This window comes from Thermoanaerobacterium sp. R66, assembly GCF_028895185.1.
Classification (GTDB): Bacteria; Bacillota; Thermoanaerobacteria; order Thermoanaerobacterales; family Thermoanaerobacteraceae; genus Thermoanaerobacterium.
In genome coordinates this window covers 1,604,495-1,616,759 of the sequence record NZ_JAEUWW010000001.1, presented here as the reverse complement: position 1 = coordinate 1,616,759, position 12,265 = coordinate 1,604,495, and the positions used below count along the sequence as shown (strand labels likewise).

Here is a 12,265-nt window from a genome sequence, read left to right as displayed (position 1 = left end):
GTTAAATTAATAATTTAATGCTTTCTGAAGATTGTCTAAGTTTTGCTGCGTCAATTTTATATAATCGTAGCCTTTCTTCATTTCATCTTTAGTAAGCCCTTCAATAGTATTTAATGGAAGTACTTTTGCACCTGTTTCGCTGGCAATTGATTGAATAGGCTTAGGTGATGTCAATGGCTCTGTAAAGATGTACTTGATGTTTTCTTTTTTTATGAGATGTATGACTTCAGCGACTTTAGCGGGACTTGCTTCAGCTTCTTCGCTCATACCGACAATAGATACTTGGTTTAAACCGTAATCTCTCGCTACATAGTCAAAGGCGCTGTGGTATACTATAAATGTCTTAGTTTTGGTGTTTTTAAGTTTTTCAGTGTATTCACTGTCTAACTGCTTTAATGTATTTAACAAAGTATTATAGTTATCTTCGTAGTATTTTGCGTTTTTATTGTCAGCACTTACCAAAGCATCTTTTATATTTTTCGCCAATATCTGTGCTTCTTTTGGAGAAAGCCATACATGCGGATTTACAGCATTTCCGACTTTTATAGCATCAATACCGTTTGACACTTCTACAAATTTGGGTCCTGATACAGATGATTCTACTTTGCTTATCCATGAATCCATGCCAAGTCCTAAATACACGACGAGAGAAGCTCCTTCTATGTCTGCTATCTGTTTTGTCGTAGGTTCCCAATCATGTGGCTCCACGCCTGGCGGTATTATGTTTTGGACTGTTGCTTTATCACCGGCTATTTTTTTTGTAAGATCATATAAAGGATAAAATGTTGCATATACAGCTAATTTGCTGGGTTTTTTTGAAATTTTTGTATTGCATGACGTCAAGCTAAATACTATCAAAACTATCAAAATAATTGAAATAAATTTTTTCATTTTCTATCCTCCTCATGATTTTTGCAATTTTTGCAGTATCCAGTGATTTCGATTTTGTGGTCTACAACTTCAAAACCATCCAGTTTGTTTCGGCAAAGATCTACGGGACATATATTAAGTTCAAAGATTTTGCCGCATTTTAGACATTTCATTATATGTTCATGCATGTCTTTGTGGATTTCATACATAATATTGTTGCCTATAGTTGCTTCACTTAATACATTTATATCTTTTAGAAGACTTAAATTTCTGTATACAGTATCTAAACTTACTTGTGGAAATGAACTTTTTACTTTTTCGTAGATTTCCCTTACAGATAAGTAACCATTGGAATTTAGCATTATGTTTATGATAAGCTCTCTTTGGGGAGTTATCTTAAAGTTGTTGGATTTTATGGTTTTTAAAATATCTTCCTTTGTCATAATCCCTCATTCCTTCTAAATAAGAATAATTTACTATTTAGGATTATATAATTGTTTATCGTATTTGTCAAGAAATTTTAATTATTTTTTAATCTGTATCTAATTTTATTTTAAGAATTGAAGGTTAAAATCTTAATACGAGGTGATGAAAATGAATTACGCTATTTTTCAATTTATCAATGGATTTGCGGGTCATCATAGCATATTAGATAAGGTGATGATATTTATTGCTTTGTATTCTCCTATTATATATGGGCTGCTAATGGTTATCCAATGGTTTGTTGGAGGTGATGATGGGAAAAGGGTATCGATGGAAGAGTTCTTTGCTGCGGTCATAGCATTGAGCGCAAATTTTATCATTTCAAGATTTTATTTTGAACCAAGACCTTTTGTTACACATAAAGTGAATTTGCTTGTTAAACATCCAAGTGATGCGTCTTTTCCAAGTGATCACCTATCAGGAGGTTCTGCCATTGCATTCACTCAGTTAAAAGGAAATAAGCTTATTGGTGCTATCATGATGGTTTTGACGGTTTTACTGCTTATAGCGAGAGTATATGTTGGAGTTCACTATCCTGTGGATGTTGTGGCTGGATTTGTCATAGGATTTTTGATGAGCAAGCTTGTGAAATATCTAAAGGGCATTTTGGATTCCCTTGAAAATCAAATTCTTAAGATATGGCATAGATTTATAAAGATATGATAAATATTATTTTTATATTTTATTGACACGAAGGGGAATATATAGTATCATAGAATTAGGAATTGAGAATGATTATCAATGAAGGGGTGGTAATGATGAGCGTATACGACTTAAGACCAGGGCAAACGGCTTTAGTAAGTGGTATTTTAGGTGACGAAAAGTTAGCCAAAAGATTGCGTGCCCTTGGAGCAAATGAAGGCGTAAAAGTAAAAGTCAAAAGCTTTGCGCCCTTAGGAGATCCTATAATAATAAATTTTATGGGTTTTGATTTGGCAATTAGAAAAAGAGATGCAAAGAATATCGTCGTAAAAGATGTCTTTTAAGATATGTGAAGGAGGGGGCGTATGGCAGTTACTGATTCAAAACGAATGACAACCGCCGCTTTGATTGGCAATCCCAATGTTGGCAAGACAACTCTTTTTAATTTGCTTACTGGATTAAACCAGCACGTAGGCAATTGGCCTGGTGTCACCGTTGAAAAAAAAGAAGGCTTTATAAATGACAATGTAAAAATTGTCGACTTGCCAGGCATTTATGCAATGGACACTTACTCCAATGAAGAGAAAATTTCCAAGTCTTTTCTGGAAAGCGGTCATGTTGATTTTATATTAAATATAGTAGATGCTTCAAATCTTAAGAGAAATTTGTACTTAACTATGCAACTTAAAGAATTCAACATACCTATCATATTGATATTGAACATGGTTGATGTTGCCGAGAAAAAAGGAATAAAGATTGATTATGTAGAATTGTCTAAATTACTTGGTGTCATGGTTGTTCCTATTGTGGCTTCAAAAGGAAAGGGTGTAGACGAGATTAAGGAACTTTTAGTGAATGACATTTTTTCAAAAGCAATCAATGATAATGAAAATCATTATCGTGACGATACACGCTTTAAAAGTGAAGCTGAAACGTATAAATATATAGAAGGCATTTTATCACAGTGTGTTACGTACACATCTGAAAATACAGTTACTATCACAGAGAGATTAGATAAAATCCTAATAAATAAATTTTTGGCTTATCCGATTTTTATAGCCATCATATATTTAATCTTTCAGTTTACTTTTAGCTGGGTTGGCCAACCATTGGCAGATTTACTGGACAGTTTTGTCAATGTTTGGTTTGTACCGCATGTTAACATATTGCTGTCTGGTGCAAATGGCTGGTTTAAGTCACTTATCGTTGACGGCATTATTGGCGGCGTAGGATCGGTAATAGTATTTCTTCCTGTAATCTTAGCCTTGTTTTTGTGTATATCGTTTTTAGAAGACAGCGGATATATGGCAAGAGTAGCTTTTTTAATGGACAAGATAATCAGGAAAATGGGGTTATCCGGAAAGGCGTTTATTCCACTTATAATTGGCTTTGGATGCAATGTTCCTGGAGTGATGTCAACAAGAACTTTAGAGAGTGAAAAAGACAGAAAGATGACGGCTCTTCTTTTGCCGCTTATGTCTTGTAATGCAAGGTTGCCTATTTATCTGGTTATGGCAGGTGCTTTGTTTAAAGGCCACGAAGCTTTGGTTGTTGCATCTTTATACGTATTAGGCGTCATTATGGCGTTTTTCGTAGGCATACTTTTCAAAAATACCATATTCAAGAAAGATGATGAGCCGTTTATAATAGAACTTCCTGAGTATAAGTTGCCTGAACTTAAGTCATTGGCAGTACACACGTGGGAAAAAGGCAAGGGATTCTTAAAAAAAGCAGGTACTATAATCTTTTCTGTGTCTATAATTGTTTGGATTTTATCAAACTTTAATTTTTCAGGTATGACGGAAATAGACAAAAGCTTTATCGCATATATAGGGAGATTCATAAGTCCTATCTTTATACCATTAGGTTTTGCTTCATGGCAAAATTCAGTATCACTTCTTACAGGAATAATGGCAAAAGAAGTGGTAGTAGGAACTATGGGGGTTATATACGGCGGAAATTTGACAAAGATTTTGCCGACAGTTTTTACGCCGATTTCAGCTATTAGCTTTCTCGTCTTTGTGCTTTTGTACACACCGTGTATATCTCTAATTGCCACAATGAAAAAAGAATACGGTGGAAAGATGGCAGCATTCTCTGTAACATATCAGTTGGTCTTAGCTTGGGTAGTTTCATTTATAGTTTACAATGGCGGAAATTTAATTTTGAGAATATTTTAATAAAAGGAGTGGTCATATGATTATTGAAGTGATTGCAACTATAGCAATAGTGACGGCAGCGGTGTTTATTCTTTATAAAAACATAAAGAAAAGCACTTCTGGTCAATGCAACTGCGGTAGTTGTTCTTCCAGTTGTCCTAAATTTTCTGCAGTAAAGCAAAAAAAGTAGGGGCACCTACTTTTTTTAAAATATTTTCTTAGCAAAGCTTTCTATTCTTTCAAGGGCTTTCATTATCTTATCGATAGAATACGCATAAGATACCCTTATGAATCCTTCTCCTCCGGGTCCAAAAGCATCTCCTGGTACGACGGCTATTTTTTCTTCTTTTAAAAGCCTTTCGCAAAATTCTTGTGATGAAAGGCCTGTTTTTTTAATTGAAGGGAATATATAAAAAGCTCCCTTTGGTTCAAAGCAATCAAATCCTATTTCTCTGAAGCCATTTACTATGAGACGTCTTCTTTGATCGTAAGTTTTACGCATCTTTTCTATATCGTCTTCGCACTCGTATATCGCTTTTATCCCAGCATATTGAGCCATTATGGGAGCGCATATAGTCGTATACTGATGAATCTTATTCATAGCCTCTATGAAGCTATGCTCCGCTGCTATGTATCCCAATCTCCAACCTGTCATGGCAAAAGCTTTTGAAAAGCCGTTTAAAACGATAGTCCTTTCCTTCATATCAGGCAATGAAGCTATGCTTACGTGTTTCCCGTCATAAGTAAGTTCACTGTAGATTTCATCAGATATTACGATTAAATCATGCTCTATTATTATGTCTTTTATAGCTTCTAACTCCTCTTTTTTCATGATAGCGCCTGTGGGATTATTTGGATATGGCAGTATAAGTGCTTTTGTCTTGCTGGTGATTTTTGATTTCAGATCATCAGGTGTTATTATAAAATTGTTTTCTTCATAGGTAGGTACGTATACCGGCACCCCTCTTGTAAGCTCTATACAAGGTGAATAAGAGACATAGCTTGGTACAGGCACTAAAACTTCATCGCCATCATTTATAAGGCATCTAAGTGCTAAGTCTATGGCTTCGCTGGCGCCTACGGTTATCATTATTTCATTTTCAGGATCGTAATTTAAGCCGTAATGATTTTTTAGAAAGAATGATACGGCTTCTCTTAATTCTAAGAGTCCAAGGTTTGATGTGTATGTAGTAGCACCTCTATCAAGCACATCTATGGCTTCTTTTCGCACAGTCCATGGCGTCACAAAATCTGGTTCGCCAACACCGAGAGAGATAATATCGCGAGAATTTGTAACAAGGTCGAAAAATTTTCTTATTCCAGAGGGTGGGATGTTTTTTACTACATCTGAAATGTATTTATTGCTCATGGTGTTACCACCAATCTTTTGTCTTCAGGACCGTCTGTAAAAAACACCCCATCTTGTTTGTATCTTTTAAGTATGAAGTGTGTAGTTGTACTTAGTACGCCGTCAATAGGAGCCAGTCTTTCCGCTACGAAAATAGCTATCTCCTTCATGGTTTTCCCTTCTACTTCTACGGATAGATCGTATCCGCCAGAGATTAAAGAGACAGATTTTACTTCATCGTATTGTCCAATTCTTTCAGCAATAGCGTTAAAACCTTGTCCTTGCTGTGGTGTGACTCTTACATCAATAAGTGCTCGCACTACTTCCTTTTCGGTTTTTTCCCAATTGACCAATGTGCTGTACTTTAATATAACTTTTTCTTCTTCAAGGCTTTTTACTATATCCTTTACTTCATCTTCGCTGAGCCCGGTGATTACGGATATTTGCTTGTCTGTCAAACGGCTGTTTTCATGAAGAAGCTCGACTATATCCATCTTTTTAGACATTTACGGCACCTCCCAAAAATAATGTTATGCACATTATAATACAAAAATTATAATAATTCAATCTATTAAAGTTTTAAATTTGCAACTTTCCTTTGAATTTCAATATCATCTTTGCAGGGTGGTATGACTTCTTTGCATACCTAAGGCCTGGGATTCCCAAATCTTGTTCTCTGTTTATATATTTGTACTCAGACATTAGCTTAGCAAAACACATGTTTATAAATGCGTACGCATCTTTAATCTCTGGGTTTGCCTTTTCTATGTGAGTCACTGCCGTTTCTGTATTTAATTTTTCTCCGAATGAATATGCTTCTATTTTTCCATTTATCTTTAATACGATTCCTTTTACATTAAAAAAATCGTAGTTTTCCAGAACTTTTTTTATCGCATCAAATTCCTTTAGTATTCCAGGATTTTCTTCTATGTCTTTTAAGGAAATCCATTTTTCAGTAAAATTTAAACATTCTAAAGCATTTTCACTGCGAAGTTCTTCCAAAACATAATCATAAGTTCTCATAAATTTGTTTATATGATTTTTTTTATTGTGATATTTTCTACCAGAAAGATTGATAAGGTCTTGTGTATTGTACACGTAGTCAAAATTGTCTTCATCTGGTTCCATCTTAACATTAAAATTTTCTCTAATCTTAGTGGCAGAATCATTGTCAAAGCGAGTTAGATTGATTTCAGAGTAATCTTTTTTAAGCATTTCACAAAATTTTTCCAGTGCATTTAATGTATTTTCAGATGGACCTACAGGAGGAAATACATTATTGCCTGAAGCAATCAAAAGACACCCATCGATTATCTCATATTTAATGTCGTAAACGTGATTCCACATAAAGAGATTTGTAAATGTGTATTCTGATATTTCTGGTGGATATGCACAAAAGTATTCATCAAAAACATTTTTATCTTCTATGGATAATGGTTTCAACTATTTTCACCTCTTGGATAACAATTATTTATTAAATATAGTTATTTGCACGTGTTAATATTATAACATACAGTTATTGAATAACAAAATTGACTTAAGCATTGTGATAATATAATATAGAAGAATGATAAAAAAATAATTAAGAGGTGTTTTTATGTACGACGAATTTGCTAAATTTTACGATAGATTAGGCTGGGATTCCTATGCTAAGGAGTTGTGGCCAGATTTTAAAAGATTTTTAGACAAATCTGGTTTTAATATTAAGACTATGTTGGATTTGGCATGTGGAACTGGGGTTTTTTGCATAGGCGCTTTAAGAGATGGCATAAATGTAGAAGGCCTTGATTTATCTGAGGAAATGCTTAAGAAGGCAGTTGAAAATTGTAGAAAGTATGGTTACGATATAAAGTTTCATCTTGGCGATATGAGCGATTTTGATTTAGGCAAAAAATTCGACCTTATAACTTGCACATTTGATGCTATAAATCACATGACGGATTTTCAAAAGTGGAAATCTATGTTTAATTGTGTTAAAAGACATCTTAACGAAAAGGGAGTTTTCATGTTTGACATGAACACATTGAAAGATTTAAGCGATAATTGGAATAATATCCATATAAGGAAGTATCCAAACGGTGATTACTATATTTCCAAAAGCATATCTTTTGGAGATAATGCTTTTATAACATTTACCGCCTTTTTAAAGAAAGAAGGAAGGCTGTATGAAGAATATGAAGAAACAGTTCATGAAATCAGTTTTTCATTAGACGAAGTTGTAAATGAATTAAAAATGGCTGGATTTAAAAGTGTCAACATAATGAATAGAAAATTTGATATTGTTGAAGATGTAGATAGTTTAGATAGAGCTTTCATTCTCTGCAGCATTTAAGACAATGTGGCGATGTGATTAAAGGGATTTAGTGCAATAATATAATATTGGAATTAATAAATTTGGAATTAATAAACGGGAGATAGTGATATGTCAAAGATTGAATTAATAGCACCTACACTTTTTGGAATTGAGTCAGTGACGGCTGATGAGATAAGATCTTTAGGCTATGATGATGTAAAAGTAGAGGACGGCAAAGTTACATTTAGTGGCGATATAGCTGCTATATGTAAGTCAAATTTGTGGTTAAGGACTGCTGAGAGGGTATACATTAAAGTTGGTGAATTTACGGCTACTACTTTTGATGAGCTTTTTGAAGGTGTAAAGTCTTTGCCGTGGGAAGAGTGGATTCCTGAAAATGGACAGTTTCCCGTCGATGGATACTCTCTTAAGTCGAAGCTTTTTAGTGTGCCTGATTGCCAGTCGATAGTAAAAAAAGCGGTAGTTGAAAGGCTTAAGAAGAAGTACAAAAGAGAGTGGTTTGAGGAAGATGGTCCAATATACAAGATAAAATTTTCATTAATGAAAGACAAAGCCGTACTGATGATAGACACAAGTGGAGAGGGACTTCATAAAAGAGGATATAGAGCTGTGTCAAATGTGGCGCCTTTAAGGGAGACTTTGGCGTCAGCCATGATAATGCTAAGCTATTGGAGGTACGATAGACCACTTATGGATCCATTTTGCGGATCAGGAACTATACCTATTGAAGCAGCGTTAATTGGTGCAAATATGGCTCCTGGGCTATATCGACAATTTGCATCGGAGAAATGGAGACAGATACCAAAAAAGCTGTGGACTGACGTGAGAAATGAAGCTTTTGATTTAATCAAAAAAGATGTAAAACTAAACATAAATGGATATGACGCCGATGAAGATGCAGTGAAATTATCCATAGACAATGCTAAAAAGGCTTGTGTCAGTGACTATGTAAAATTTTCAAAGCGATCTTTGAAAGATCTGAAAACCGATGATAAGTATGGGATAATAGTCTGCAATCCGCCTTACGGAGAAAGGATGGGGGAATTAAAAGAGGTAGAGAAATTGTATAGGGAGATGGGAAGAGTATTTACGAGGCTTGATACGTGGTCCTACTATATAATAACATCGCATGAAAATTTTGAAAAACTTTTTGGAAGGGATGCAAGCAAAAGAAGGAAGCTATACAATGGCATGATAAAAACCACATATTATCAGTATTTTGGGCCAAGGCCGCCGAAAAAATGACGCGTAAGCGTCTTTTGTTTTTGCGAAAAAATTTTAATAGTTGTGAAAAAGTTATTTGCGGCTCAATATAATTTTAATTATAATAAAATAAAATATCCTATTTTAAATAATCAATCTAAAATAATTAAATCTAATTAAAACTGGGGGGATAAATATAAGATGGCTCGCAAGGAAAACACTGGTAATTTAAATATATTAAGAAAAAAATCTCTTGACATGATAATAGATGACACACAGGACAAAAAGCACGCATTGAAAAAATCGCTATCATGGTTTGACCTTATTCTCTTTGGCATTGGCGCAATAATTGGCACAGGTATTTTCGTATTGACTGGCGTTGCGGCTGCAAAATATGCAGGACCAGGTCTTATATTGTCATTTGTTCTTTCAGGTATTGCATGCTCGTTTGCTGCGCTAAGTTATGCGGAGTTTGCATCTACATTTCCTGCAGCAGGATCTACGTATAGCTATAGTTATGTGGCACTTGGTGAAATATTCGCATGGATAATAGGATGGGACTTGATATTGGAGTATGCATTCGCTATACCTGCCATTGCATTAGGTTGGTCAGGGTACTTTACAAGTTTGCTTCACAGCTTTGGCATTAACATACCTGTATGGGCTGCAAATTCGGCAAGCTCTGCACCTGGTGGAATAATAAATCTACCGGCTATAGGCATAGTATTGCTTTTGGGAATAATTCTACTTTTTGGAACAAAAGAAAGTTCGATACTAAATAATATTGCTGTTATATTTAAAGTAATGGTGATATTGTTTTTTATAGCTGTCGCTGTATGGCATGTACATCCATCAAACTGGAAGCCGTTTTTGCCATTTGGATGGAAGGGAGTATTTTCAGGCGCTGCAATAATATTTTTTGCTTACATTGGGTTTGACTCTGTGTCGACGGCGGCCGAGGAGACAAAAAACCCTGAAAGGGATATGCCTATAGGAATTTTAGGGTCTTTAGGAATAAGCACAATTTTGTATATAGTCGTCGTTGCAATACTTACAGGTGTCGTATCATATACAAAGCTTAATACGCCTGAACCTGTGGCATTTGCACTAACAAGCCTCGGCATAAACTGGGCGTCGGGATTAGTTTCTTTTGGTGCGATAGCAGGAATAACGACGGTTCTTTTAGTTATGATGTATGGACAGACCAGGATATTCTTTGCTATGTCAAGAGATGGACTTTTACCGCCATTTCTTTCAAAACTTCATGAAAAGCACAAGACGCCTGTTGCAAGTACGATAATAGTTGCGCTATTTGCAGCAGTTGTTGCAGGATTTTTCTCTATCGATGAACTTGCAAAGCTTGTGAATATAGGAACCATGTTTGCTTTTGTCCTTGTATCGGTAGCTGTTATTGTTTTAAGGTACACAAAGCCTGAACTTCCGAGAAAATTTAGATGTCCATTTGTTCCGTTAGTGCCTATCTTATCCATTGCTTCAACTGTATTTTTGATGGTTTCACTGCCTCTTGAGACGTGGATAAGGTTTATAGTATGGTTTGTGTTGGGAATTGTCGTATATGTGTTTTATGGATATAGGCACAGCAAGCTGGCACAAAATGATTACAAAGGTGTGAAAACCGAAACCATTTATTAAAAAAGTATGATTATAGAGCCTTGGATGACCAAGGCTCCTTTTTATTATGGGTGAATGGACATATATAGAGAAAATATGCCGTAAAATATCGCATAGTTTACGACTACGATTAAAAAGACTATAATAAATGCTTTAACAAAATTCTTCTTCAACATTAAATCCCCTCTATGTTAGTTTTTTCTCCATATATATTAGACAAATAATCATTAATTTTGTTACAGTTAAAATAAATTATTTTTTCAGTTTGATGCTATTGGCAGCTTTTATAAGTTCGTTCTTATCGATTTTCGACATTAAGGAGAATAAATTGTTGTCTTTACGCCATACGATAGTGTTTAAACCGTTTTTTTGAACTAAGATGCCCTCATAGCCGTTTATATCAATCTTTTGTGTTATAGCATTTTCCGTGTCAACCATCATGTCAGTGTTTTCGTTAGAGCTTTGACTGAAAATTATGAAATCGCCTTTGTCATTTGTGTATTGAATGATTTTGGTTACCTCCTGTGATTCTACCTTGCTTATCTTGAAGCCATGTGGCACGTATGAAAGATAATATTCATTTTCCCAGTTGGATGGAACCAGCGATGTGGAAGAAGACGTACTGGGTTCATTGTTTTCTTTTAATTTTATGTCTGTATAATCTTTTTTGATTTCAATTATGAGGTTAAAGATGCGAGCTCTAAAAGCAGAAACAGTCGTCATTGCCACAGTGAAGCCAATAAAAACCACAAAGAAGAATACCGCGACTTTTGGGAAGATCATTTTTGCCGATGTGAAGAATTTTTTGACTGCTTCTTTTCTTTTGTGATGTATTAACATCTTTCTAATTTTAATGCTTAATTCTTCAGGGTAAGGTATTTCTTCACCATTGGCTTCTTCCAGATCATTAATTATGTTGTTTACATGGCAAGCCCCTGCATATTCTAGCAATGCCTCAAATATTTTGCTTTCAGATTTTAGCTTTTCATCGTAAAGGTCTTTCATATTTCCACATCTCCTTTATACTGGTATAAAGCATCTTTAAGGCTTTGCCGCGCGCGATACAGTCTTACTCTTACATTGTCTTCTGTGATGTTTAAAAGATTTGCGATGTCTTTATTAGAGTATCCGTAGTAGTATTTTAGAGAAATAATGTCTGCGTACTCTGTCTTTAGCTCTTTTACTTTTTCAGATACTCTTCTAAAAATGTCATCATTTATTACCTTCTCGTCAAACGGCTCTGAGTCATCATGGAAAAACTCATCCGCATCTTCAATAAATAAATTTTTTTGCCGCTTTATTTTATTGTACATATTTATTGAGATGTTTCTAACTATAATAACAACTAATGCTCTTATTTTGTTACAGTCATAATCAGAAATTTTTTCGATATAATTGATAATATTTATAAAAGCAGATTGGACCGCATCTTGTGCCAATTGATAGTCGTTTAAAATGTTGTATGCCACTTTAAACATATCTCTGCTGTACTTTACATATATATCTTCGACTTTTTTTCTTTGACTTTCGTCTGTAATCGTGTCAAATAAGATAAACAATTTCCTCCCTCCCTCGTCCATGCTTGCCCATAAAAATTTAAGCATGTCAAATAGA

The 12,265-nt window shown here is 34.7% G+C and carries 14 protein-coding genes; 7 read left to right on the top strand and 7 right to left on the bottom strand.

The window, feature by feature from the left end; translation table 11 throughout:
- Positions 1-6 precede the first annotated feature (6 nt).
- Together JJQ93_RS08250 and JJQ93_RS08245 are read right to left on the bottom strand one after the other, a co-directional pair.
- A complete protein-coding gene (locus JJQ93_RS08250) occupies positions 7-891 on the bottom strand; it encodes a metal ABC transporter substrate-binding protein (RefSeq protein ID WP_274893419.1) in 885 nt (294 codons plus the stop codon).
- Positions 888-1,313 (bottom strand): Fur family transcriptional regulator, encoded by a 426-nt coding sequence (locus tag JJQ93_RS08245; RefSeq protein WP_274893418.1) that lies wholly within the window; start codon positions 1,311-1,313, stop codon positions 888-890. Before JJQ93_RS08245 ends, JJQ93_RS08250 begins: the two co-directional genes overlap by 4 nt.
- Positions 1,314-1,464: 151 nt before the next feature.
- Here JJQ93_RS08245 and JJQ93_RS08240 point away from each other — a divergent pair, with 151 nt between their 5' ends.
- The 4 genes from JJQ93_RS08240 (at position 1,465) to JJQ93_RS08225 (ending at position 4,344) form a co-directional block, all read left to right on the top strand.
- Complete coding sequence (locus JJQ93_RS08240; RefSeq protein WP_274893417.1) at positions 1,465-2,016, top strand: undecaprenyl-diphosphatase; 552 nt, start codon at positions 1,465-1,467, stop codon at positions 2,014-2,016.
- A gap of 95 nt (positions 2,017-2,111) precedes the next feature.
- Positions 2,112-2,339 (top strand): FeoA family protein, encoded by a 228-nt coding sequence (locus tag JJQ93_RS08235; RefSeq protein WP_274893416.1) that lies wholly within the window; start codon positions 2,112-2,114, stop codon positions 2,337-2,339.
- A 21-nt stretch (positions 2,340-2,360) separates the two neighbouring features.
- The gene (gene feoB / locus JJQ93_RS08230) at positions 2,361-4,175 is read left to right on the top strand and encodes a ferrous iron transport protein B (RefSeq protein ID WP_274893415.1); all 1,815 of its coding nucleotides are present in this window, start codon (positions 2,361-2,363) and stop codon (positions 4,173-4,175) included.
- A gap of 16 nt (positions 4,176-4,191) precedes the next feature.
- Positions 4,192-4,344: a FeoB-associated Cys-rich membrane protein gene (locus JJQ93_RS08225; RefSeq protein ID WP_274893414.1), complete on the top strand. Its 153-nt coding sequence runs from the start codon at positions 4,192-4,194 to the stop codon at positions 4,342-4,344.
- Positions 4,345-4,359: 15 nt separating this feature from the next.
- Here the strand turns inward: JJQ93_RS08225 and JJQ93_RS08220 are convergent, their stop codons facing one another.
- The 3 genes from JJQ93_RS08220 to JJQ93_RS08210 form a co-directional block, all read right to left on the bottom strand.
- Positions 4,360-5,523, bottom strand: a complete 1,164-nt coding sequence (locus JJQ93_RS08220; protein WP_274893413.1) for a pyridoxal phosphate-dependent aminotransferase — start codon at positions 5,521-5,523, stop codon at positions 4,360-4,362.
- Positions 5,520-6,008, bottom strand: a complete 489-nt coding sequence (locus JJQ93_RS08215; protein WP_085111807.1) for an Lrp/AsnC family transcriptional regulator — start codon at positions 6,006-6,008, stop codon at positions 5,520-5,522. The genes JJQ93_RS08220 and JJQ93_RS08215 overlap by 4 nt, the downstream gene beginning before the upstream one ends.
- Before the next feature lie 73 nt (positions 6,009-6,081).
- On the bottom strand, positions 6,082-6,945 hold the full coding sequence (locus tag JJQ93_RS08210) for a DUF2156 domain-containing protein (protein ID WP_274893412.1): 864 nt from the start codon (positions 6,943-6,945) through the stop codon (positions 6,082-6,084).
- A gap of 154 nt (positions 6,946-7,099) precedes the next feature.
- On the opposite strand from JJQ93_RS08210, the gene JJQ93_RS08205 reads away from it, so the two are divergent.
- From JJQ93_RS08205 to JJQ93_RS08195, 3 genes are all read left to right on the top strand, one after another.
- The gene (locus JJQ93_RS08205; protein ID WP_274893411.1) at positions 7,100-7,834 is read left to right on the top strand and encodes a class I SAM-dependent DNA methyltransferase; all 735 of its coding nucleotides are present in this window, start codon (positions 7,100-7,102) and stop codon (positions 7,832-7,834) included.
- 90 nt (positions 7,835-7,924) lie between these two features.
- Entirely contained in the window at positions 7,925-9,061 is a 1,137-nt protein-coding gene (locus tag JJQ93_RS08200) for a THUMP domain-containing class I SAM-dependent RNA methyltransferase (protein WP_274893410.1), read from the top strand.
- Between the two features lie 159 nt (positions 9,062-9,220).
- Positions 9,221-10,672, top strand: a complete 1,452-nt coding sequence (locus JJQ93_RS08195) for an amino acid permease (protein ID WP_085111803.1) — start codon at positions 9,221-9,223, stop codon at positions 10,670-10,672.
- A gap of 231 nt (positions 10,673-10,903) precedes the next feature.
- Here JJQ93_RS08195 and JJQ93_RS08190 read toward each other — a convergent pair whose 3' ends face one another.
- Positions 10,904-11,656, bottom strand: coding sequence for a DUF4367 domain-containing protein (locus JJQ93_RS08190; protein ID WP_274893409.1), 753 nt, complete (start codon positions 11,654-11,656; stop codon positions 10,904-10,906).
- Entirely contained in the window at positions 11,653-12,210 is a 558-nt protein-coding gene (locus tag JJQ93_RS08185; protein WP_085111801.1) for an RNA polymerase sigma factor, read from the bottom strand. Before JJQ93_RS08185 ends, JJQ93_RS08190 begins: the two co-directional genes overlap by 4 nt.
- Positions 12,211-12,265 lie beyond the last annotated feature (55 nt).